The following is a 22986-nucleotide window of genomic DNA, read 5'->3' as shown; positions in this document are numbered from 1 at the left end:
ACGAAGCATCGACACTTATATTTTATCCAAGTCGTAAACTACGGAAACTCCATCCATCTTGGTTACATCTTCTGCACGTGATTTTTCGCTTTCGCGGGGCCGCCCTATCCTGTTCTTCGGCGCTTTGGCCGCCCTCCCGCCAACATTGAGCATTCATTACACCACAGGCATAAGGATCGCAGTCGGCGCGAACCGGCGACGGCAGAAGGGGTTGCGATGAACAGGGACGGGCTCCGGTGAACATGCGGCAGCAAGGCATCGGGACGATGCTTCGCCGCGCCGCCTTGCGGCATGGCGACCGCGAGGCCCTGATCTGCGGCGAGACCAGCTGGAGCTATCGCGATCTTGATGCGATCGCCGATCGGCTGTGCAACGGATTGCGGGATCGGGGGGTGGCCAAGGGCGATCGGGTCGCGATCATGGCCCGGAACAGCCATGCCTTCGTTGCGCTGCGTTTCGCCATAGCGCGTTCGGGCGCGATCCTGGTGCCGATCAACTTCATGCTGTGCGCCGATGATGCCCGCTATATCCTTGAACATGCCGGTGCGCGCCTGCTGTTTGTCGATGCCACGACGGCCGCCGTCGCCCGGGACGCGGGGAGCGGCATAATCGCGATCTATGGATTGCCCGGCGAACATGATGCCGCGCCCGCCGGCCTGGCAAGCTGGGACGAGCTGATGGGTGCGGCGGCGCGGGCCGAGGACCACACCGACGGCGAGGATATCCTGCAGATCATCTATACCAGCGGCACAGAATCGCGGCCGAAAGGCGCCGTCCTCACCCACTCGGCCGTTCTGTGGCAATATCAGAGCTGCGTGATCGACTGCGAATGGACCACCGACACGGTGGCGCTGCATGCCTTGCCTTTATATCACTGCGCGCAGCTCGATGCGATGCTCGGGCCGGCGCTGCAGGTGGGCGCGCGCAATATCGTGACGGCGCGGCCGTCGCCCGAAAACCTCATTCCTTTGATTGCCGGGCACCGCGTCTCCGCCTTCTTCGCGCCGCCCACCGTCTGGATCTCGCTGCTCCGTTCGCCGCTGTTCGACGCCTATGATCTTTCATGCCTGGCCAAGGGCTATTTCGGCGCGTCGATCATGCCCGAAGAAGTCCTGCGCGAAATGATGCGGCGCCTGCCGGGGCTGCGGCTCTGGAATCTCTATGGGCAGACCGAGATGGCGCCGGTCGCGACCGTCCTGTTCCCGCATGAGCAGGAAGCCCGCCTGTCCTCCTGCGGCCGCGCGGCGCTGCATGTGACGACGCGGGTCGTGGATGATGACATGCGCGATGTCGCGCCGGGCGAAGTGGGCGAAATCATCCATCGCTCGCCGCATCTGATGATCGGTTACTGGAACGATCCCGAGCGGACGCAGGCTGCGTTCGAGGGTGGCTGGCTCCATAGCGGCGACCTCGCGACGATCGACAGCGACGGCTACATCACCATCGTCGACCGCAAGAAGGACATGATCAAGACCGGCGGCGAGAATGTTTCCTCGCGCGAGGTCGAGGAGATCATCTACGCCCATCATTGCGTCAGCGAGGCGGCCGTCGTCGGGATCGCGCATCCCCGCTGGATCGAGGCCGTTACCGCATTTGTCGTGCCCCGGGCCGGCAGCAATATCACCGGGGACGAGCTCATCGCTTTTTGCCGCACGCGGCTGTCCGCGTTCAAGGTGCCGCGCACGATCCATCTGGTCGAGGATCTGCCGCGCAACGCCAGTGGCAAGATCCTAAAGCGCGAACTGCGCGCGCGATCCGAATGACTGAGAGGGGCGGCGATGCGCAAAATGCCGGCCATGATCAGCCGCGAAAGAAAAGTTCGCCCGCCCCAAAGCATCCTTCATTTGCGCAATGCGGGATGCCGGGCCATCTGGGCACCATGGTTTCCTTGCTCGATCCCAATGCGCGTGGGCGCGTGATCCTTGTCGGCGCCGGTCCGGGCGATCCCGGCCTGCTGACGGTGCGTGCCGTCGAAGCGCTGAGGATCGCCGATGTCGTGGTTCATGACGGGCTGATCGACATGCGCGTGCTCGATATCGCGCCCGTCGCCGCACAGCGCATCTCGGTCGCCAAGAAGCGCGATCGCCATACGCTGTCGCAGGAGGCGATCAACGCCTTGATCATCGCCCATGTGAAGACCGGATCGATCGTCGTGCGGCTGAAGGGCGGCGATCCGTTCATGTTCGGGCGCGGCGGCGAAGAGGTCGAGGCGGTGCGCGCGGCCGGCCTCAAGGTCGAGGTCATTCCCGGCGTTTCTTCCGCGCTCGGTTGCGCGGCCGAGGCGATGCTGCCGCTCACGCATCGCGACTGGTCGAGCGCGGTCAGCTTCGTCGCCGGCACCTGCCAGGGGCTGAGCGAGCAGAACTGGTCCGGGCTCGCCGGGCAAGGCCGCACGCTCGTCATCTATATGGGCGTGACCTGCGCCGGGCTGATCGCCGACAAGTTGATGGCTGATGGCGTGGCGCCGGACATGCCCGTGGCCGTGCTCGAGCGCGGCACGCTGGAGGGCTCCCGCGCGATGCGGACCTTGCTCGCCGATCTCGGCGACATGATGATCCGCGAACAGGTTATCAGCCCGGCGATCATCGTCGTGGGTGAAGTGGTATTGCTGTCCGATGCCGAAGATCGGCTGCGGAAGCTGGCCGTACAGGCCGAAACGGTAAGGGGTGACGCTTGAAAATCGTGACGGGGAACGATCTGGTGACCGGCGACGTGATCTGGTGGACCGGCAATGGCTGGTCGCGCCATGTCGCGGACGCGGTCGACGTGGGCCATGATGGCGACGGCATCGCCGCGCGCGAGGAAGCCGCATTGCGGGTCAACGGGCCTTATGTGATCGAGGCGACGGCTTCGAATGCCGGCCCCGTGCCGGGCCACATCAAGGATCGCATTCGCGCGCGCGGGCCGACCGTGCGCCTTGATCTCAATATCCAGCCGGCCGATCCGGCGGCGGGCAACTGGGTGATCTGATGTACAAATATGACGAATATGACCAGGCGATGGTCGAGGCGCGCGTCGAGGAATTCCGCGATCAGGTGCGCCGCCGCATCGCCGGCGAAATCACCGAGGACCAGTTCAAGCCGCTCCGGCTGATGAACGGCCTCTATCTGCAGCTCCACGCCTATATGCTGCGGATCGCGGTGCCTTATGGCACGATGAGCAGCCGCCAGATGCGGATGCTCGCGCATGTCGCGCGCAAATATGATCGCGATTACGGCCATTTCACCACGCGGCAGAACCTCCAGCTCAACTGGATCAAGCTGAGCGATGCGCCCGATATCCTCGCCGAACTGGCGACGGTAGAGATGCACGCGATCCAGACGAGCGGAAACTGCATCCGCAACATATCATCGGATCAGTTCGCCGGCGCCGCCGCCGACGAGGTCGAGGATCCGCGACCGTGGGCCGAACTGCTGCGCCAATGGTCGACCTTCCACCCGGAATTCACCTATCTGCCGCGCAAGTTCAAGATTGCGGTGATCGCGGCGGAAGAGGATCGCGCGGCGGTGCGGCTCCACGATATCGGGCTGCAGATCCATCGCAATGCCGATGGCGAGGTGGGCTTCCGCGTGTTCGTGGGCGGCGGCATGGGCCGCACGCCGATGATCGCGCCGGTGATCCGCGAGTTCCTGCCCAAGGCCGAGCTGATGAGCTATATGGAGGCGTGCCTGCGCGTCTATAATCGCTATGGCCGCCGCGACAATATCTACAAGGCCCGGATCAAGATCCTGATCCACGAACTGGGCGCTGACGAATATCGCCGCCAGGTGGAGGAGGAGTTTCTCCAGATCAAGCCGCTCGGGCTCGATGCGCCCGCATCCGAACATGCCCGGATCGCCGCGGCCTTCGCGCCGCCGCCGTTCGAAACCGGCCTGCCCGACACGATCGATCGCAGCGATCCCGATTTCGCCGTATGGGTCGACCAGAATGTCCGCGCGCACAAGGCGCCGGGCTATGCGATCGTCAATATCAGCTTGAAGCCGACCGTCGGCATCCCCGGCGACGCCACATCGGCGCAGATGGACGTAATGGCCGATCTCGGCGAGCGTTACGGCATGGACGAACTGCGCGTCACCCATGCACAGAACATCGTCCTGCCGCATGTGAAGAAGGCCGATCTCTATGCCGTGTGGCAGGCGCTCGACGCGGCCGGGTTGGCAACCGCCAATCTCGATCTGATCGGCGACATCATCGCCTGCCCGGGCCTCGATTATTGCGCTTTGGCCAATGCCCGTTCGATTCCGCTCGCGCAGAAGATCGCGGCACGTTTCGCGAACCTCGACGAACAGCGCGATCTGGGCGAGCTCAAGCTCAAGATTTCGGGCTGCATCAACGCCTGCGGCCACCACCATGCCGGCCATATCGGCATCCTGGGTGTCGACAAGAAGGGCGAGGAGAATTTCCAACTGCTGTTCGGCGGTTCGGCGGCGCAGGATACGAGCCTCGCCAAGATCGTCGGCCCCGGCTTCTCCGAAGATGGCGTCGTCGACGCGATCGAGACGGCCGTAAATGTCTATAAATCGCTGCGGTCCGAGGGCGAGCGCTTCGTCGACACCTACCGCCGCGTCGGCGAGAAGCCGTTCAAGGAGGCGATCTATGGGTAATGTCATCCGCTATCGCGACGATGCCGAGCATGAAGAACCGGCCGTCACGCTCGACGCCTTCCTCGGCCAGACCAACGCCACCGCCGTGCGGATCGAAACCGGCGACGATGCGCGCAAGCTGCTGCCTTTTCTCGATCGGCTGGCACTGATCGAGGTCTCCTTCCCGAAATTTCGCGACGGCCGCGGCTATTCATCGGCGCGGATCCTGCGCGAGGCCGGCTATACGGGCGAATTGCGCGCGGCCGGCGACGTGCTCGTCGATCAGATCCTGCCGATGCGCCGCTGCGGCTTCGACAGTTTCGTCGCCGATGCCGAAATCGACGAGGCGGTGCTGGCCAAGCTGAGCGGCCTTTACGATAATGTCTATCAGCGGACGGCCGACGGCCGCGCCCCGATCTGGGCACGCCGGCATGGCTGATCTGGCGCGCGTCATCGATCGGATCGACACATCTCCCCGCTTCACGGCGGCCGACGTCGCGCGCCTGAACGCGCGCTTCGCCGGGGTCGGCACCGAAGCGATGATGCGCACCGTATTGCAGGAAAAGCTGCTGGACGAGGTGGCGATCGTCTCGTCCTTCGGCGCGGAATCGGCGGTGCTGCTGCATCTGGTGGCGTCGATCGATCCGTCTGTGCCGGTGCTGTTCCTCGACACCGGCAAGATGTTCCCGGAAACGCTGGCCTATCGCGATCTGCTCGTCGAGCGGCTGGGCCTGACCGATTTCCGCAACCTGACCCCCGATGCCGACGTGCTCGCCAGGAAAGACGGGACCGGTTTGCGCTGGTCCTATGATCCCGACGGCTGCTGCGAGATCCGCAAGGTGATCCCGCTCGAAAAGGCGATGCGTGGCTTCACCGCCTCGATCACCGGCCGCAAGGGATTCCAGGCATCGACCCGGAGCGGCCTGGCCTTCTTCGAACTCGACGGCGATCGCATCAAGTTCAACCCGCTCGCCAATTGGGCCAAGGCCGATCTCGACGCCTATTTCGCGGCGCACGATTTGCCGCGCCATCCGCTGGAGGCACAGGGCTATCTGTCGATCGGCTGCGCGCCCTGCACGAGCATCGTCAAGCCGGGCGAAGACCCGCGCGCGGGCCGCTGGCGTGGCTGGGACAAGGTGGAGTGCGGAATCCACGGCGAAGTGATCGTGAAGCCAGGGGAAGAGCCGGTTTTCTGATCCTCTCGCGACAGGTGGTTTTCGATTATCCTGTTGCTCGCAGGAGAGCGGCTATGACGAGAAAACCCGGAAGAACTTCATAACTTCGTCATGCTGAACTTGTTTCAGCATCCACCTATTCACAAGTGATGCGCTGCATGTTGAAGAGTGGATCCTGAAACAAGTTCAGGATGACGGCCGATTATGTTTCTGCCGAGCCCTCAACTGGATGCTCTGCTGCTCCGCATTCGCCGCCCCCGATCACTCGTCCATCGGCGTGAAATAATCCTCCGCCAGATCCGAGAATTTCGTAATCCGGCTTTCGAACTTCATGGCGACCGTCCCCGTCGAACCATGGCGTTGCTTGGCGATGATCAGGTCCGCGCGGCTGTGCGCTTTCTCCATGCGGCGCTGCCATTCCTCGAACGCGGTCACGTCGGCCGCGGAATCGCCCTCGGCGATCGACGCCTCCTTCGGGCTGCTCAACGCAACATAATATTCCTCGCGATAGACGAACCACACCATGTCGGCGTCCTGCTCGATCGATCCCGATTCGCGCAGATCCGACAGCACCGGCTTCTTGTTCTCGCGCTGCTCGACCGCGCGGCTGAGCTGCGACAGCGCGATCACCGGCACGTTGAGTTCCTTGGCCAATGTCTTCAGGCCGCGGCTGATCTCGGAGATTTCCTGCACGCGATTGCCGTCCGAACTGCGGCCCGAGCCCTGCAAGAGCTGAAGATAGTCGACGACGATCAGGCCAATCCCGCGCTGGCGCTTCAACCGGCGCGCCCGGGTTCTGAGCGCGGCGATCGTCAGCGCCGGCGTATCGTCGATATAGAGCGGCAGCGTTTCCAGTTCACCGGCTGCCCGCGCCAGATTGCGGAAATCCTGCTGGCTGATCTTGCCCATGCGCAGATTTTCCGAGCTGATCCCCGATTGTTCGGACAGGATGCGCGTCGCGAGCTGATCCGCCGACATTTCGAGGCTGAAAAAGGCCACCGCTGCCCCCACCGATTTTTCGTCGGGGATATTCGCCTCGTGGTCCCGCACCAGCCGCATCGCCGCGTTGAACGCAATGTTGGTGGCAAGCGAGGTCTTGCCCATGCCGGGACGGCCGGCGAGGATGATCAGATCGGACGGGTGCAGGCCGCCGACCTTGGCGTTGATGCTGTCGAGTCCGGTGGTAATGCCCGAAACATGCCCGCCCGAATTGAGCGCACGTTCGGCGGTGGCGACCGCAATCCGGGTCGCCTGGCCGAACGTCTTGACCCCGCCTTCCTCGCCGCCCTGTTCGGCGACCCGATACAGCGCGACTTCCGCTTCCTCGATCTGCGACTTGGGATCGACCGACTCGCTGGTATCGAGCGCGGTTTCGACCATGCCGCGGCCGACCGCGATGAGGGCGCGCAGCAGCGCAAGCTCATAGACCTGCGTCGCGAAATCGCGCGCGCCGATCAGCGCCGCGCCGCTTCCGGTCAATTGCGCCAGATAGCCCGCCCCGCCGAGATCACGCATCGACACATCGGCCTCGAACATCGGCCGCAAGGTCACGGGGTTGGCGATCATATTCTTGTCGACCAGCCGCAATATCGCTTCATAGACGCGGCCGTGCAGCGGTTCGAAGAAATGTTCGGGCCGCAGCTTGAGCTGCACATCCTCGGCGATGCGATTGTCGATCATCATCGCACCCAGCAGCGCCGCTTCCGCCTCGATATTGTGCGGCAGGCTGGGCGCTTCGGGCTCCGACGGAGCACCGGAAAGGATACGGATCGGTTCTAGCATGCGCGCCTTATCCTCCTGTGCGGAGCGATGCTCAAGCGGCTGCGCAAAAAGATGACGGGACAAGCTTGTGGATAAAATTACCGCCAGCATCGTTCTCGCTTGCAACAGGAGAAGCAAGCCATCACAATGTAAGCATGCTTGCAACTCTGTTCAACACAGTCCCGGCGCTCGTCCACGACATCACCCGCCAGGTGCGATACCGGTTTGATGCGCGTACGCGCACGATCGGCGTAACGCGGCCGCAATGGCGCGTGCTGCTGGTGATCGCGCGGCTGGATCGCCCGTCGCAAAGCGAAGTCGCCGAATTGCTCGAGGTGGAGCGCATCACGTTGTGCCGGATGGTCGATCGGCTGGCCGAGATCGGCCTGGTCGAGCGCCGCGCCGATCCTGCCGACCGGCGCGTGTGGCGGCTCCATCTGACCGACAAGGCACTGCCGTTGATCGATCGGCTGAGCGCGATCGGCGAGGAACTGGAGAGCGAATTGCTGTCCGTCCTGACCCTCGAAGAGCGCGACACTCTCACCGATCTGTTGACGCGCCTGCGCGCCGGAATGGCTTCGCGTGATGAGGATAGCGCCGCTGCGGATCGCAACAGGGCGGTCGCATGAACGATATGAGCAAAATCGCTGCGGGTGACGCCGTCGAAGCGGCAGACGTGCCGATGTCACGCCGATTCGGCCGTCTGGCGATCATGCTGTCGGTGCCGTTGTTGCTCGTCCTTGTCGGCAGCTATTTCTGGTTGACCGGCGGCAAGACGGTCTCGACCGACAACGCCCAGGTGAATGCACGCGTCGTCCAGGTCTCCCCCGAAATTGCCGGCCGCGTATCGGACGTGTTCGTCACCGAAAACCAGCACGTTCGAAAAGGCGATCTGCTGGTTCGGCTCGATCCCATCCCCTACCAGATCGCGCTGATGCAGGCCGACGCCGCTGTCGGCAATGCGCAGCTTTCGATCACCCAGATGGAAAGCAATTTCCACGCCAAGGAAGCCGACACGCAGAAGAGCGTATCGGACGTGAACCTGGCGCGCGACACCTTCAAGCGGCAGCAGGAATTGTTGGCACGTGGGTTTACGACCCATGCCAATTATGACGCGGCGAAGGCCGGCCTCGCAGCAGCAGAAGCCGAGCAGGCCTCAGCCCGGTCGAGCGCCGAATCGGCGCAGGCGATGCTCGGCCGGTCATCTGGCGGCGGCCATCCGCAGGTCGAAGCGGCGATCGCGATGCGCGACAAGGCTAAATATGATCTGAAGCGCACCGAAATTCGTGCGCCGATCGACGGCATCGTCAGCCAGACGGACAAGCTCGCGCCAGGCACCATGGCGATGCAGATGCTGCCGCTCATTAATGTCGTCAGCGCCGACGGCTATTGGATCGATGCCAATTTCAAGGAAACGCAGCTTGCCACCATCAAGATCGGTCAGCGTGCCGACATTACGATGGATGCGATTCCGGGAAAGACCTTTGCCGGGCATGTCATCGGTATTGGCGCCGGCACCGGTTCACAATTTTCGGTGCTGCCCGCCCAGAATGCGACCGGCAACTGGGTCAAGGTTACGCAGCGCGTACCGGTGCGAGTGGCGCTCGACGATAAACCCGAACAGCCGCTGGTCGCCGGATCGAGTGCGCACGTCACGGTACACGTCGCCGATTGAGTTCCCCCCCGCCTGGAAGCACGCAAGGTTTTGTGCCTTGCGTGCTTCGCTTTGCCATTCGCCTCGCGCTTGGCTAAGTCGGTTCTCACATGTCCGATCCCCGCATCATCGCCGTCGACCTCGATGAAAAGACCATCATCTGGCGCAATGCCGATGTCGAGCAGGAGCGACGCATTGCCATCTTCGATCTGCTCGAAGACAATCATTTCGCACCGAAGCGCGCTTATCCGATGGGCTATGCCGGGCCCTATCGCGTCAAACTGCGCGTCGAGGAAGGACGGCTGGCGATCGACATATCAGCCGAGAGCGGGGAATTGCTCGAGACGCTGATCCTCGGCCTCGGCAGCTTCCGCCGGCCGATCAAGGACTATTTCGCAATCTGCGACAGTTACTTCCAGGCGATTCGGCAATCGACAGCACAGCAGATCGAAACGGTCGACATGGCCCGGCGCGGCATTCACAACGATGCCGCCAACCTGTTGATGGAGCGGCTCGATGGCAAGATCGACGTCGATTTCGATACTGCCCGCCGGCTGTTCACCCTGATTTGCGTGCTCCACATCCGTGGCTGAACCGGTCGATATGAGCGAAGTCGCCGGTCGCGTGCTGGTCGATGCGGCGCGCGCCGCCGCCGCCAACGCCCATGCGCCTTATTCGCGATTCGGCGTCGGCGCGGCCGTGCTGCTCAAGGATGGCAGCATCGTCACCGGCACCAATTTCGAAAATGCCAGCTACGGCCTGTCGCTCTGCGCCGAGACGGTCGCGCTGGCGACGGTGAACGCGCAGGGGCGGTTCCGCGACGTGGTGGCGATCGGCGTGATCGGCGGCGTGCTCGCGAAGGACGGCACGATCGCTGGCAGCGCCCCGGTGCGGCCGTGCGGACGCTGCCGCCAGATCATCAACGAAGCCGCGCAGATGGGCGGGAATGACATCGACATCCATTGCGGATCGGCCGATGGCATGATCGTCGAGCGCCATCGCGCGTCGGAGCTTCTTCCCTACGCCTTCGGGCCCGCCGATCTCGGCATCGCCACAACCGGAGAATAGCCCACTCATGTCGATCATGTCGGATAAATGGATTCGCGAACGCGCCGTGCGGGACGGCATGATCGAACCGTTCGTCGAGGCGCAGCGGCGCGACGGGTGTATCAGCTACGGCCTGTCCTCCTACGGCTATGACGCGCGCGTCGCCGACGATTTCAAGATCTTCACCAATGTCGATTCGGCGACGGTCGACCCCAAGAATTTCGCGTCGAACAGCTTCGTCGACCGCAAGACCGACTGCTGCATCATCCCGCCCAACAGCTTCGCGCTCGCCCGCACGGTCGAATATTTCCGTGTTCCCCGCGACGTGCTGGTGATCTGCCTCGGCAAATCGACCTATGCGCGCTGCGGGATCATCGTGAACGTGACGCCGCTGGAACCGGGCTGGGAGGGGCATGTAACGCTGGAATTCTCCAACACCACGCCGCTACCGGCCAAGATCTACGCGAACGAAGGCGCCTGCCAGTTCCTGTTCCTGCAAGGCAATGAGCCCTGCGAGGTCAGCTATGCCGACCGGGCCGGCAAATATATGGGCCAGCAGGGGGTGACGCTGCCGCGGTTGTGATGCCCCATTGGAAGACCCATGCAAACTGAGCGCCCCTTCGAAGCACGTGCATCGAGCTATCGCACCGCAGGATTGACTATTCTTGGTTTTCTTTTCGTGCTCATTGGCGTTCGTGGCACCCACGTGATTGTTCCCGACCCCCGGGAGACTTCACTCTACGAATCCCTGTCAGCGCTTTGGCCATCATTACTCAGATCATTGAATGATCCGGCGACGTGGACATCCTGGTTCGTCTTGATCTTCTTTGGCGCCTGCACATGGAGCTTCTTGGCCCAATGGGCGTTTGTTCGGCCTATCGTGCGGATCAATGACCATGGCGTTTATTGGAGCCGCTGGTCGACGGAAACAATTCCGTGGAATCGGATTACGAATCCAAGAATCGTCCAGGCCAGTAGAACGCGCTTTCTTTGCTTCGATCTGATCGACCGCAGAGCCATCAGACATAAGCGGCTGCTCGCACCACTCGCATTTATAAATCGCAGGCTAGGCTATGGCGACATCTGGCTTACTACGATAAATCTTGACCGTTCATTCGAGGACCTCCTCGCTGCCTTTGGCACATTTTCGCCGGTTGCGATCTCCTAGGCGCTACAGCGCCGCCTTCGCCGCCTCATATTCCGCCGCCAGCCGCGCGACCAGATCGCCCGCACCAACAACCGCTTTCACCGCACCGACACCCTGCCCCGCGCCCCAGATATCGCGCCACGCCTTGGCCCCACCGCCGCCGAAGTCCATCGTCGACGGATCGCCCTCGGCCAGATTGTCGGGATCGAAGCCCGATGCGACGATCGATGATCGCAGATAATTGCCGTGCACGCCGGTGAACAGGTTGCTGTAAACGATATCCGCCGCGCCGCTGTCGACCACGGCCTGCTTATAGCCATCGGGCGCATTGGCCTCGGTGGTCGCGATGAAGGCGGAGCCGATATAAGCGAAGTCGGCGCCCATCGCCCGCGCCGCGAGGATCGAACGGCCACAGGCGATCGCGCCCGACAGCGCCACCGGCCCGTCGAACCACGCGCGCGTTTCCTGCATCAGCGCGAAGGGCGACTGGACGCCGGCATGGCCGCCCGCCCCGGTCGCGACCAGGATCAGCCCGTCCGCGCCCTTCTCGATCGCCTTGTGCGCGAAGGGCTGGTTGATCACGTCATGCATGACGATGCCGCCATAACTATGCACCGCGTCGTTGACTTCGGTCTGCGCACCCAGCGATGTGATCATCAGCGGCACCTTGTGGCGGACGCACACCTCCAGATCATGCGCGAGCCGGTCGTTCGACTTGTGGACGATCTGGTTGACCGCGAAGCGCGCAGCCGGACGATCGGGATGACGCGCATCATGTTCGGCGAGTTCGGTGGTGATCCGGTCGAGCCATTCGTCGAGCAGATGCGCAGGCCGGGCATTGAGCGCGGGAAAGGCACCGATCACGCCTGCCTTGCACTGGGCGATCACAAGATCCGGGGTCGATATGATGAACATCGGCGACGCGATCACCGGGAGCCGCAGTCCGCGCTGCAAGGAAGCCGGCATCACCATGTCGTATATTTCTCCGCCCGTTCGACTACCGCCCCTTCACACCATTTCGGGGCATGAAGAAAGCCCTATCGCTTGCCGCCGCGATGCCGGATATTGGCGGGGCGGCCGCGGCGGCCGGTCGGGCGGCGGTCTTTGCCGGGCCCTCCACGTCGCATCGGCAGGTGGCTCGCGCCCTCGACAAGCTCGAAGCGCAGCGAGCCGTTGACCGGATTGGCCTCGACCAGCCGCAGCTTCAGACGCTGGCCGATCGTGTAAGCGTCGCCGCTTTCTTCACCGATCAGCGCATGCGTCTTCTCGTCATAGCGGAAATATTCGGTGCCGAGCGTGGAGACCGGCACGAGCCCGTCACCGCCAAACCCCTCCACCGTCGCGAAGAAGCCGAACGACTGGACGCCGGTGATCCGCGTATCGAGCACGTCGCCGACATGCTGGCTGAGATAGGCCGCGACATAGCGGTCGATCGTCTCGCGTTCGGCCTCCATCGCGCGGCGCTCGGCCTTGCTGATCAGTTCGCCGAGCGCGGGCATGCGTTCGGCTTCTTCGCCGGTGAGCGCTGTCGTCGGCGCCACGCCATCGGCACGGCCGCCACCGCGCAGATGCGGCTTGCCGGCCTCAAGGCCATAAGCCCCGACCAGCGACCGGTGAACGAGCAGATCGGCATAACGCCGGATCGGGCTGGTGAAATGCGCGTAGCTGCCCAGCGCCAGCCCGAAATGACCGGTGTTGGCGGGCGCATAATAAGCCTGGGTCTGGGTGCGCAGCACCTGCTCCATGATCTGCGGCCGCTCGTCGCGCTCGCCGATCTTCGTCAGGATGTGATTGAAGGTCGACGGCCGCACCACCTGCCCCAGCGCGAATTCGAGATCGAAGGTCGCCAGATAATCCTTGAGCGCAACCAGTTTCTCGCGGCTCGGCGGTTCATGGTCGCGGTACATCACCGGCGCCTTCTTTGCCTCGAGCGCCTTGGCGGCGGCGACATTGGCAGCGATCATGTAATCCTCGACCAGCCGATGCGCATCGAGCCGCTCGCGCGGCGCCACCGAAAGGATGCGCCCCATTTCATCGAGGACGACCCGGCGCTCGGGCAGATCGAGATCGAGCGGTTCGCGACGGTCGCGCGCCTTGGCGAGCAGCGCCCAGCAAGCCCAGAGCGGCTTGAGCGCGGTTTCGGTGAGGGCGAAGTCAAAGCCCTCGCCCCCGCTTGCGGGGGAGAGGGTTGGGAGAGGGGGCAGTGGGGAAGAGGTTCCCGACGGAGCCTCCAGCACGGCCCCCTCTCCCCGACCCTCTCCCCCTAAAGGGGGCGAGGGAGTGAGGGCGTCGATCGCCGCTTGCGCATCCTCATAGGCAATATTCGCCGCGATCCGCACCAGCGCGCGCGTAAACCGCCAGCCGGACACGTTCCCATCCGCCCTGACGGTCAGATGGCACACCATCGCCGCGCGGTCCTCGTTTTGCTTCAGCGAGCAGATATCGGCCGACAGCGCCTCGGGCAGCATCGGCACCACCCGATCGGGAAAATAGACGCTGTTGCCGCGCTTCTTCGCTTCGCGATCGAGTGCAGATCCCGGGCGGACGTAGAAGGCGACGTCGGCGATCGCCACGATCGCGCGGAAGCCGCCCGTGTTGGCGGGATCGTCGTCGGGCGTCGCCCAGATCGCATCGTCATGATCGCGCGCATCGACCGGATCGATCGCGACGACCGGCAGGTGGCGCAGATCCTCGCGCCCCTCGCCGAGATCGAGCCGCGGCACAATCCCCGCCTCCTCGATCACCGCATCGGGAAAGACGTCGGGGATCTCGAACTTATGGATCGCGACCAGGCTGAAGCTGCGCGGCGCGAACGGATCGCCGAGCCGTTCGACCACCTTCGCGGTGATCCGCGGCGGCCGCCCCGCCTTCTGCGCGAGCACGAGATCGCCGGCATCGGCATCGCCCGCATCGGACACGAGCAGTTCGCGGCGCTCCTTTTTGTCGACCGGCTTCAGCCACAGCCGATCGCCCTCGCGGTGGAGGATGCCGAGCACCATCTCCTCGCCGCGCGCGAGCTTTTTCAGCGGATGCGCGATCCAGCCGCGCCCTGCCTCCTCGGTCCGCGCGAGCAGGCGATCGCCGACGCCCAGCGGCGGCCCCTTGCGCCCGCGTTGCTCCTTAACGCGGAGCTGCGGAATGGCCCCCTCGCCATGCCAGCTTTCGGGCACCGCCAGCGCAACGCCCTCATCAGTGATATCGGTGACGCGGAGCACCGTGACCTTGGGGATACCCCCCATCTGATGAAAGGCCCGCCCGCGCTCGCTGTCGATCAGCCCCTCGTCAGCCATATCCTTGAGCAGGGCCTTGAGACTGATCTTCTCCTGCCCCTGCAACCCGAAATGGCGGGCGATCTCTCGCTTGCCGGCCGGGGTGTCGGACGTGGTGATGAACTGCAGAATTTGGTCGCGGCTCGGCAGGCCGGGTGTTGGGCGAGGCATGGGGTGAGCATAGGGGCGTTCGCGGTCCGCGTCACTCCCTCGCCCCGCATGCGGGACGAGGACTATACCGCCGTCCTTCTCCGCAGATCCTCCACGCACCGCCCCGCCGTGTGCCCGTCCCAGAACTCCGGCCGCTTGCGATCCTGCTTCGGCTGCGCCAGCGCATCCTTCAATTCGGTCAGCAACGCCGGCGCCTTCACCAGCCGCGCCGTCCCCTCGCTGATCGTGATCGGCCGCTCGGTATTGTCGCGCAACGTCAGGCAGGGGATGCCGAGATAGGTGGTTTCCTCCTGGATGCCGCCGCTGTCGGTGATCACCGCCGCAGCACCCGAAACGAGGCTCATGAACGCGATGTAAGCGGCGGGACCGACCAGCCTGATGCCGGCGGCCTCCAGCTTCGCCTGTCCGGCCTCGCCGAGCCGCTGGCGGGTGCGCGGGTGGACCGGGAAAATCAGCGGCAACACCGCCTGCACCGCGATCAGCGCCTCGACCAGTTCGGCGAGCTTTTCGGGGACGTCGACGTTGGACGGGCGGTGCAAGGTGACGACGCCATAGCCGCCCTTCGCAAAACCCAGTTCGCCCGGATAATCGGCCGCCTCGATCGCGGGCCGCACGAGTTCGTAGCTGTCCATCATGATATTGCCGACGCGGGTGATCCGTTCGGCCGGGATATTTTCCGCGAGCAGATTCGCATCGGCATCGGGCGACGGGGTCCACAAGACGTCCGCCAGCACATCGGTGACGAGCCGGTTCAGTTCCTCGGGCATATCGCGATCGCGGCTGCGCAGCCCGGCCTCGAGGTGGATCGTGGGGATGCGCAATTTGCCCGCCGCCATCGCGCAGGCAGCGGTCGAATTGACGTCGCCGACCACGATCAGCCAGTCGGGCCGATCCTCCATCGCCAGTTTCTCATAGGCGATCATCACCTTTCCGGTCTGTTCGGCATGGGTGCCCGATCCGATTCCCAGATGATAATCGGGCGCCGGCAGCCGCAGATCGGCGAAGATGTCGTCGGACATCGCCGCATCATAATGCTGGCCCGTATGGATCACGACCGGCTGGAAATCCGGCGCGGCGGTCAGTGCATGCCAGAGCGGCGCGACCTTCATGAAATTCGGGCGGGCGGCAGCGATCAGATGAACGCGCGCAGGGGATGATGTCATGCAGCCTTGGCTCCCGTAGTGTCAGGATCGGTGATGCACGGAGCGAACGCCGCGCTCAAGCCGCTTCACTGCGGCGCGCAGCCGCCACTATCCGCACAAACGCCACGCTCGATCTGGAACGTGCTGTGCGCAATACCGAAATCCTTGCGAATCATCGCCGTCGCCGCGGTCAGGAAAGCATCGTCGCCGCCCGGCTCGGGCATCAGCAGGTGCGCGGTCAGCGCCGTCTCGGTCGTGCTCATCGGCCAGATGTGAACGTGATGCACCGCCGCCACGCCGGGCAATCCCGCGAGCCGCCCCGTAACCTGCGCCGAATCGATCCCGCCCGGCACGCCCTGGAGCGACATCGAGAGTGAATCGCGGAACAGCCCCCATGTGCCCACCACGATCACGCATACGATGACGATACTGATCAGCGGATCGATCCACGTCAGCCCGGTTTCCAGCACGATCAGGCCGGCCACCACCACGCCGGCCGACACCGCGGCGTCGGCAGCCATGTGCAGGAAGGCCCCGCGAATGTTGATGTCATCCTTGCCGCCGCGCATGAACATCAGGGCGGTGCCCAGATTGATCGCGATTCCAACCGCAGCAACCACCATTACCAGCCCGCCCTGCACCGGCACCGGCTCCAGCAACCGCTCGACAGCACCGGTGATGATCGCGCCGCATGCGATCATCAGGAATATCGCGTTGAACAGCGCCGCCAGGATCGACGATCCGCGCAAACCATAGGTATATCGCGCCGATGGCGGCCTCTTGGCCAGTGTATGCGCGGTCCAGGCCATCAGCAGGCCCAGCACGTCCGACAGATTATGCCCGGCATCGGCGATCAGCGCGATCGAACCGGCATACCAGCCGGCACCGCCCTCCACGAGAACGAAGCCGATATTGAGCGCCACGCCGATCGCAAAGGCGTTGCCGAATTCGGTCGGCACATGATGGTGGCCGCCATGGCCATGGCCCTCGTGCGCCTCATGATCATGACCATGGTCATGATCGTGCCCGTGATGATGTGCCGCCATGCTCGTGCGCTCCGTGAAGGCTCCCCTCCACCCGAGCCGGAGCCTTCCGTCAAGCGGATATCCGCGATTCCCCCGACCGGCAGCACCCGCGCGCGCCGGGCAATCGCAAATTGTCGTATCGCCGGCGGTGGTTGCAGCGCGCGCGCAAGACGAAACACGCGCTTCCAAACCCTATCCGGATATTCACTTAGCCGTCGTAATAGTCCTGTAATTCGGCGCATTTAAACACCTGCCCCCCTCATGCGCCGCCCCCATGTTTCCTGTTGAGAAGATTCAAACTTTACATGGGGGTACACGCACCATATATCGCGCTTCCGCTGCCCCATGGGACTTCCAACCGCAAGGCAGCTTTCCTTGCCCACGACACTCCTGGAGGTCCCTTGAATTGCACAAGCATCATAGCGCGCTGGGGCTAGCTTCGCTCCTTAAGCCGGTTCAGCCGGTAACGCTCGTTCGTCCCCACGCTGCAGCGCGGGCCGCCCGGTTCTTTGTCGAAAAGTTCCAGGGTCGGTCAATGTATGCGGTCAAGGCGAATCCGTCCCCCGATCTGCTCCAGATCCTGTGGGATAACGGCATCACGCATTACGACGTGGCATCGATCGCCGAAGTGCGCCTCGTGTCCGGGCTTCTGCCCGAAGCGACCTTGTGTTTCATGCACCCGGTGAAGGCTGAAGAAGCCATTGCCGAGGCCTATTTCGATCATGGAGTCCGCACCTTCTCGCTCGATTCGACCGAGGAGCTGGACAAGATCATGCGCGCGACGAAGGACGCGACCGATCTCACGCTGTGCGTGCGGCTGCGCGTATCGTCCGATCATTCGAAGCTCAGCCTCGCGTCGAAGTTCGGCGTCGAGGTCGGCAAGTCGAAGGAATTGCTGTTCCGCGCCCGTCAGGCGGCGGATGCGCTGGGCATATGCTTTCATGTCGGTAGCCAGGCGATGAGCCCGTCCGCCTACACGCAGGCACTCGCGCTTGTCCGTGCGGCGATCGTCGGCGCGGCGGTGACCGTGGACGTGATCGACGTCGGCGGCGGCTTCCCCTCGGTCTATCCGGGCATGGAGCCTCCGGCGCTGGAAGCCTATTTCAAGGCGATCCACGACACGTTCGAAAGCCTGCCGGTCAGCTATTCTGCGGAACTGTGGTGCGAGCCCGGCCGTGCGCTCTCGGCCGAATATGCAAGCCTGATGGTCCGCGTCGAGCAGCGCCGCGGCGACGAGCTCTACATCAACGACGGTGCCTATGGCGCCCTGTTCGATGCCGCGCATATCGGCTGGCGCTTCCCGGTGCAGTTGCTCCGCGAACCGGAGTCGGACGCGCGCGACATGCCGTTCAGCTTCTACGGCCCCACCTGCGACGACATGGATCGCATGGCGGGCCCGTTCATGCTGCCGGCGGACACCAGGGCGGGCGACTATATCGAGATCGGCATGCTGGGTGCTTATGGCTGCGCGATGCGCACCGGCTTCAACGGCTTCACCGCCGGCGATACGGTAATCCTGACCGACGAGCCGATGGCGAGCGTGTACCTGACCGAGGACGAGCCGCAGGCGGTTCCGTCGAACGTCATCAAGCTGTAAGAGCCCAGCCGCACTAACTGCCCATGCCCAAAGCCGTCATTCCCGCGAAAGCGGGAACCCACGGTAACGGGCCGCAAAAGATCTGGCGTGTCGCCGTCCATGGGTTCCCGCTTTCGCGGGAATGACGAGGAGGGCGGCGCGCCAGCCGTACATTCGAGGATGAAACCATGAACGACGCCACCGCCAACGACACGCGCAAGGCCGAACTGCTGTCTACCGTCGTCGAGCATATCGACATCACCAGCTTCGATGCGCGCCCGATCGTCGACGCGATGGCGAAGATGAGCTTCACGAGCCGCGATCTCGGCCGCGCGACCAGCATCTACAATCAAATGCTCGCCGATCCCGATTGCACGATCTTCCTCGTCATCGCCGGTTCGACCTCGGCCGGCGGCTGCATGGACGCTTATGCCGAGCTGGTCCGCTCGAACATGGTCGACGGCATCGTCGCCACGGGGGCCTCGATCGTCGACATGGATTTCTTCGAAGGACTCGGCCACAAACATTATCAGGCGCTCGACGTGCCCGATGACGATACGTTGCGCTCGCTGCTGATCGATCGGATCTACGACACCTATATCGACGAGGAGCAGCTTCAGGATTGCGATCATACAATCTACGAGATCGCCAATTCGCTCGAGGCGAAGCCCTATTCGAGCCGCGCCTTCATCCGCGAGATGGGCAAATATCTGGTCGAGCATGGCAAGAAGGACAACAGCCTCGTCAAGCTCGCTTATGAGCATGACGTGCCGATCTTCTGCCCGGCGTTCGTCGACAGCTCGGCGGGCTTCGGCCTCGTCAAGCATCAGGTCGATCGCGCGAAGGAGGGCAAGCCCTATATGGTGCTCGATGCCATCGCCGATTTCCGCGAACTGACCGACATCAAGATCAAGGCCGGCACCACCGGCCTGCTGATGATCGGCGGCGGCGTGCCGAAGAACTTCATCCAGGATACCGTCGTCTGCGCCGAAATCCTCGGCCATGACGATGTCCAGGTCCACAAATATGCGGTGCAGATCACCGTCGCCGACGTCCGCGACGGCGCCTGCTCCTCCTCGACGCTGCAGGAGGCGGCAAGCTGGGGCAAGGTCAATACCGGCATCGAGCAGATGGTGTTCGCCGAAGCCGGCTCGGTGATCCCGCTGCTCGCCTCCGATGCCTATCACCGCGGCCATTGGAAGACCCGCGCCAAGCGTGCCTGGGCGCGCAACTTCGACTGACGCGAGGACCTCCACAGCAGATAAGCTTTCCCCCCGAACTTGCCCGCCCCGATATCCCGACTAAGAGGGGAACAAGCGGGGGCATGGTTCGGGGAAACTATGATACGATGGGGATGGCTGCTGGCGCTAGCAGTTTCGTGCGCGACGAGCTTGCAGGCTGCTCCGGAAATCACAGCGCCTGCAAAAGTGCCGGTATCTTCCCAGCCGCTACGCCGCATTCCCACCGACGATTTCGCGCAGCAACCGTTCCTGCTCGGCCCGGTCATTTCGCCCGACGGCACTCGGGTGCTGACGCGTTTCATCAACGCTGGGAAAGAACAGCTTGCCATCTATGCGGTAGCGGACAAGCAGCTGACGCTGATCAACATCCCCGAGAAAAACCGTCTCCAGAAATATCGCTGGGCCGGTAATGGCCGTGTCCTGATCAGCATGGCAAGGCCGGTGACATTTTTCGGCGCGCAACTACTCGCTACGGGGCTAATCTCCTACGATATCCGTACCCATTCGATCACGCAGATCCAGCCGGCCGCCGGCGGGATTGTCGGGGACGACATCTTGTACGTCGATCCTGCCGGCGAATGGGTGCTGCTCGCCTTCCAGGCATCGATCTTCGATTCTGCATCAGTATCGCGAATCGATCTTGCGACCGGCAAGGCAACACGGGTGATCGATAGCCGGAACGACGTGGACGATTGGTATGCCGATGATAAGGGCGTCGTGCGCGCCGGGACCAGCACCAGCGACCGCGGCCTGTCCATGATCTACCGACGAACTGCCGACGAGAAATTCCGCAAGCTTCCGCGTGTCAAATCGGACGACCAAGATGGCACGCTCGATCTGCTGCATTTCATCGGTGGATCCGACGAAGGCTATATGCTGAGCAACAAAGAGACCGGAAGGTTCGGCCTATACCATTTCAACTATGCGACGAAGGAACTCGGCGAGCAGGTCTTCCGCAGCGACAACTATGACGTCATGGATTTCACTACGTCCAACGACGGCAAAGCCGTCGCATCGGTCGAATATACCGACGATCGCGATCGGATCGTGTGGTTCGACGAACGCATGAAGCGTCTGCAGGCACAGATCGATCACGCGCTCCCCGGAAAGGACAACCGCATCGTTTCGATGAATTCCGACAATACGTCGATACTGATCTGGTCCGGCGCATCGAATGACCCGGGCGCCTATTATAATTTTCTGCCTGCCGCGCACCGAATGTTTCTGCTCGCGAGCGACAACGAACGGCTGCAGCCCGCCGAACTGTCCGAAACACGCTACGTCAGTTACAAAGCGCGCGATGGGTTGGAAATTCATGCATATCTCACCCTCCCGGCTGGAAGGGCACCGAAGGGGCTGCCGCTGATCGTTTTCCCGCATGGCGGCCCGTACGACCTTCGCGACAAGCTCGGCTACGATCCGGAAGTCCAGTTCTTCGCCAATCGCGGCTATGCCGTGCTCCAGCCCAATTTCCGGGGATCGGGCGGCTACGGGAAGGAGTTCTACGCCAAGGGCGAAGGCCAGTGGGGCCGCGCGATGCAGGACGATCTCGACGACGGCATGGACTGGCTCGCCAACCAGGACATCATCGATCCTAAGCGCGCATGTATCGTCGGCGCCTCCTATGGAGGCTATGCCGCGCTTTGGGGCGCCAACCGCAATCCGGAGCGCTATCGCTGCGCCGCAAGCTATGCCGGTATCAGCGATATCAGCAAACAACTGAAATATCAGATTAATTTCCGGATCAGTCCACGCTATCGTAAAGATTGGCGGCGAACTGTTCAGGGAGCACCCGATTTCGACACGCGTACCGTGTCTCCGATCGCCAGCGTCAATTCGCTCATGGTGCCCGTGCTGATCATGCATGGAGACGCCGATCAGACCGTTCCCTACGAGCAATCGAAGCTTTATGCCGATGCGCTGAGAAAGGCCGGCAAGACCTTCGAATTCTACACGCACGACAAGGAAGGTCACGGCTTTTCGAGCAGCGCCAACTTCAAGGACTGGCTCGACCGGCTCGACGCCTTCCTCGCCAAATACAACCCATCGTGAAGCGGCAGACAGGAGAACGGACAATGCACACCCCCATCCTCGGCGCCGTCATCGGCCTGGTCTTATGGTCGTTCGTGATGTGGGCATGGCTCTATGCCACACGGCTGCCGGCGATGTTCCGGCTCAAGATCGTCTATGATCGCAACCGGCCGAACAACGAATTCATCGATCAGATCCCGCCACGCGTCCGGTGGAAGGCCGACAATTACAATCATCTGATGGAGCAGCCGACATTGTTCTACGCGACGGCAATTACTCTGTCGTTGCTGGGCGCCGGCGGCGGGATCAACGCGACGCTGGCGTGGATCTATGTGGCGCTGCGGGTCATCCACAGCCTGGTGCAGGCCTTGGTCAATATCGTCGAGCTGCGCTTCGCCGTCTTCATGGCGGGATCGCTCGTTCTGCTGCTGCTCGCGATCCGGGCGGCGATCCTGCTCCTGTCCGGGCCGGCCGCCTGATCAGAAACGATAGGCGGCCGATATCTGGAACATCGGGGCATAAGCATGCCCGCGGATGTCGCGCCGCGACTGGCCTTGCGCGCCCGCCATGTCGGCCGGCGTCATCAGCGTGCTGCCCGATGCGGACATCGGAGTGATCTGCCGCCCCTGAAATACCAGCCCGACATCGCCGCCGAAGGACAGGCCCCGAGCGACCGTGCGCCCGTAGCCGAAGGCGACGACCGGCGCATATCGCCCGGTCGTGACCTCATCGGCCGGCCTGCCCGGCTGCGGGGACACCTGCAGCAGCATGTGATTGCTATCCTCGCGCACGCCGGCCGACAGGCGCAAACCGTTGCCCAAAGTATAGACATCCCCCATCAGAGCATAATTTTTCAGCTTCAGGCGGGGATGATCGTCAATCCGCGGGCTGCCGACGATCGCCAGCAAGCTCCTGCCACGAAGCTGCGATAGCCAGCGATCGGGATGAAAGCTGACATCCTGCCCAATGGCGAACACGTTGAGATTCAAAGCAAGCCGGAAATGGCTTGGCGAAGGGGCGGCCGCATGCGCGGCCCCTGCGACCGCCAGCAATGTGCCTGTCAGGAAAGACTTCAAAAATGCCATACCACCCGCCGCCATAAGGACTACGGGAAGAGTACGACCTGCGCCGTAAAATATGATTAACGGGCGTCCTCGGCAAAGC

At 63.2% G+C, this 22986-nt stretch carries 22 protein-coding genes; 16 read left to right on the top strand and 6 right to left on the bottom strand.

All coding sequences use genetic code 11. From position 1 onward, the window contains the following. Positions 1 to 266: 266 nt before the first annotated feature. The 6 genes from BLS13_RS14960 to BLS13_RS14935 all read left to right on the top strand — a co-directional run bounded on the left by BLS13_RS14960 (position 267) and on the right by BLS13_RS14935 (position 5779). Entirely contained in the window at positions 267 to 1763 is a 1497-nt protein-coding gene (locus BLS13_RS14960; RefSeq protein WP_371128209.1) for a fatty acyl-CoA synthetase, read from the top strand. A gap of 116 nt (positions 1764 to 1879) precedes the next feature. Beyond that, positions 1880 to 2677 (top strand): uroporphyrinogen-III C-methyltransferase, encoded by a 798-nt coding sequence (gene cobA, locus BLS13_RS14955; RefSeq protein WP_093453351.1) that lies wholly within the window; start codon positions 1880 to 1882, stop codon positions 2675 to 2677. Continuing rightward, on the top strand, positions 2674 to 2970 hold the full coding sequence (locus tag BLS13_RS14950) for a DUF2849 domain-containing protein (RefSeq protein ID WP_093453312.1): 297 nt from the start codon (positions 2674 to 2676) through the stop codon (positions 2968 to 2970). Before cobA ends, BLS13_RS14950 begins: the two co-directional genes overlap by 4 nt. Next, positions 2970 to 4604, top strand: a complete 1635-nt coding sequence (locus BLS13_RS14945) for a nitrite/sulfite reductase (protein ID WP_093453310.1) — start codon at positions 2970 to 2972, stop codon at positions 4602 to 4604. The genes BLS13_RS14950 and BLS13_RS14945 overlap by 1 nt, the downstream gene beginning before the upstream one ends. After that, the gene (locus tag BLS13_RS14940; RefSeq protein WP_037523724.1) at positions 4597 to 5022 is read left to right on the top strand and encodes a DUF934 domain-containing protein; all 426 of its coding nucleotides are present in this window, start codon (positions 4597 to 4599) and stop codon (positions 5020 to 5022) included. Before BLS13_RS14945 ends, BLS13_RS14940 begins: the two co-directional genes overlap by 8 nt. Continuing rightward, a complete protein-coding gene (locus tag BLS13_RS14935; protein ID WP_093453309.1) occupies positions 5015 to 5779 on the top strand; it encodes a phosphoadenylyl-sulfate reductase in 765 nt (254 codons plus the stop codon). Before BLS13_RS14940 ends, BLS13_RS14935 begins: the two co-directional genes overlap by 8 nt. A 240-nt stretch (positions 5780 to 6019) precedes the next feature. On the opposite strand, the gene BLS13_RS14930 is transcribed toward BLS13_RS14935, so the two are convergent. Next, a complete protein-coding gene (locus BLS13_RS14930; RefSeq protein WP_093453307.1) occupies positions 6020 to 7540 on the bottom strand; it encodes a replicative DNA helicase in 1521 nt (506 codons plus the stop codon). A 134-nt stretch (positions 7541 to 7674) separates the two neighbouring features. Between BLS13_RS14930 and BLS13_RS14925 the strand changes: the two genes are divergently transcribed. The 6 genes from BLS13_RS14925 to BLS13_RS20430 all read left to right on the top strand — a co-directional run bounded on the left by BLS13_RS14925 (position 7675) and on the right by BLS13_RS20430 (position 11388). After that, positions 7675 to 8148, top strand: coding sequence for a MarR family winged helix-turn-helix transcriptional regulator (locus BLS13_RS14925; RefSeq protein WP_093453306.1), 474 nt, complete (start codon positions 7675 to 7677; stop codon positions 8146 to 8148). Beyond that, positions 8145 to 9194: an HlyD family secretion protein gene (locus tag BLS13_RS14920; RefSeq protein ID WP_093453304.1), complete on the top strand. Its 1050-nt coding sequence runs from the start codon at positions 8145 to 8147 to the stop codon at positions 9192 to 9194. Before BLS13_RS14925 ends, BLS13_RS14920 begins: the two co-directional genes overlap by 4 nt. A gap of 89 nt (positions 9195 to 9283) precedes the next feature. Next, on the top strand, positions 9284 to 9766 hold the full coding sequence (locus tag BLS13_RS14915) for a UPF0262 family protein (protein ID WP_093453303.1): 483 nt from the start codon (positions 9284 to 9286) through the stop codon (positions 9764 to 9766). Positions 9767 to 9776: 10 nt separating this feature from the next. Beyond that, positions 9777 to 10241 carry a cytidine deaminase gene (locus tag BLS13_RS14910; protein ID WP_093453349.1) on the top strand — a complete coding sequence of 155 codons (465 nt, stop codon included), beginning with the start codon at positions 9777 to 9779 and terminating at the stop codon, positions 10239 to 10241. Between the two features lie 7 nt (positions 10242 to 10248). Further along, positions 10249 to 10803: a dCTP deaminase gene (gene dcd / locus BLS13_RS14905; protein ID WP_093453301.1), complete on the top strand. Its 555-nt coding sequence runs from the start codon at positions 10249 to 10251 to the stop codon at positions 10801 to 10803. 18 nt (positions 10804 to 10821) lie between these two features. Further along, on the top strand, positions 10822 to 11388 hold the full coding sequence (locus BLS13_RS20430; protein ID WP_143011969.1) for an STM3941 family protein: 567 nt from the start codon (positions 10822 to 10824) through the stop codon (positions 11386 to 11388). A 3-nt stretch (positions 11389 to 11391) separates the two neighbouring features. Here BLS13_RS20430 and BLS13_RS14900 read toward each other — a convergent pair whose 3' ends face one another. From BLS13_RS14900 to BLS13_RS14885, 4 genes are all read right to left on the bottom strand, one after another. Further along, positions 11392 to 12339 carry an NAD(P)H-dependent flavin oxidoreductase gene (locus BLS13_RS14900; protein ID WP_093453300.1) on the bottom strand — a complete coding sequence of 316 codons (948 nt, stop codon included), beginning with the start codon at positions 12337 to 12339 and terminating at the stop codon, positions 11392 to 11394. Between the two features lie 65 nt (positions 12340 to 12404). Further along, complete coding sequence (locus BLS13_RS14895; RefSeq protein ID WP_093453298.1) at positions 12405 to 14807, bottom strand: ribonuclease R family protein; 2403 nt, start codon at positions 14805 to 14807, stop codon at positions 12405 to 12407. 62 nt (positions 14808 to 14869) lie between these two features. After that, positions 14870 to 15970 (bottom strand): non-hydrolyzing UDP-N-acetylglucosamine 2-epimerase, encoded by a 1101-nt coding sequence (gene wecB / locus BLS13_RS14890; protein ID WP_093453296.1) that lies wholly within the window; start codon positions 15968 to 15970, stop codon positions 14870 to 14872. 65 nt (positions 15971 to 16035) lie between these two features. Continuing rightward, positions 16036 to 16995, bottom strand: coding sequence for a cation diffusion facilitator family transporter (locus tag BLS13_RS14885; RefSeq protein ID WP_093453295.1), 960 nt, complete (start codon positions 16993 to 16995; stop codon positions 16036 to 16038). Between the two features lie 385 nt (positions 16996 to 17380). Between BLS13_RS14885 and BLS13_RS14880 the strand changes: the two genes are divergently transcribed. The 4 genes from BLS13_RS14880 (at position 17381) to BLS13_RS14865 (ending at position 22301) form a co-directional block, all read left to right on the top strand. Further along, on the top strand, positions 17381 to 18571 hold the full coding sequence (locus BLS13_RS14880; RefSeq protein WP_093453293.1) for a type III PLP-dependent enzyme: 1191 nt from the start codon (positions 17381 to 17383) through the stop codon (positions 18569 to 18571). A gap of 167 nt (positions 18572 to 18738) precedes the next feature. Next, positions 18739 to 19791, top strand: a complete 1053-nt coding sequence (locus tag BLS13_RS14875; RefSeq protein WP_093453292.1) for a 1,9-bis(guanidino)-5-aza-nonane synthase — start codon at positions 18739 to 18741, stop codon at positions 19789 to 19791. Positions 19792 to 19977: 186 nt separating this feature from the next. Continuing rightward, entirely contained in the window at positions 19978 to 21843 is a 1866-nt protein-coding gene (locus tag BLS13_RS14870) for an alpha/beta hydrolase family protein (RefSeq protein ID WP_176943603.1), read from the top strand. Between the two features lie 23 nt (positions 21844 to 21866). Next, positions 21867 to 22301 carry an MAPEG family protein gene (locus BLS13_RS14865; RefSeq protein ID WP_093453289.1) on the top strand — a complete coding sequence of 145 codons (435 nt, stop codon included), beginning with the start codon at positions 21867 to 21869 and terminating at the stop codon, positions 22299 to 22301. On the opposite strand, the gene BLS13_RS14860 is transcribed toward BLS13_RS14865, so the two are convergent. Beyond that, a complete protein-coding gene (locus BLS13_RS14860) occupies positions 22302 to 22907 on the bottom strand; it encodes a hypothetical protein (protein WP_093453287.1) in 606 nt (201 codons plus the stop codon). Positions 22908 to 22986 lie beyond the last annotated feature (79 nt).

The sequence above is a fragment of the Sphingomonas sp. YR710 genome (assembly GCF_900101455.1).
Lineage (GTDB): Bacteria > Pseudomonadota > Alphaproteobacteria > Sphingomonadales > Sphingomonadaceae > Rhizorhabdus.
This window is presented reverse-complemented; position numbering and strand designations above follow the sequence as displayed.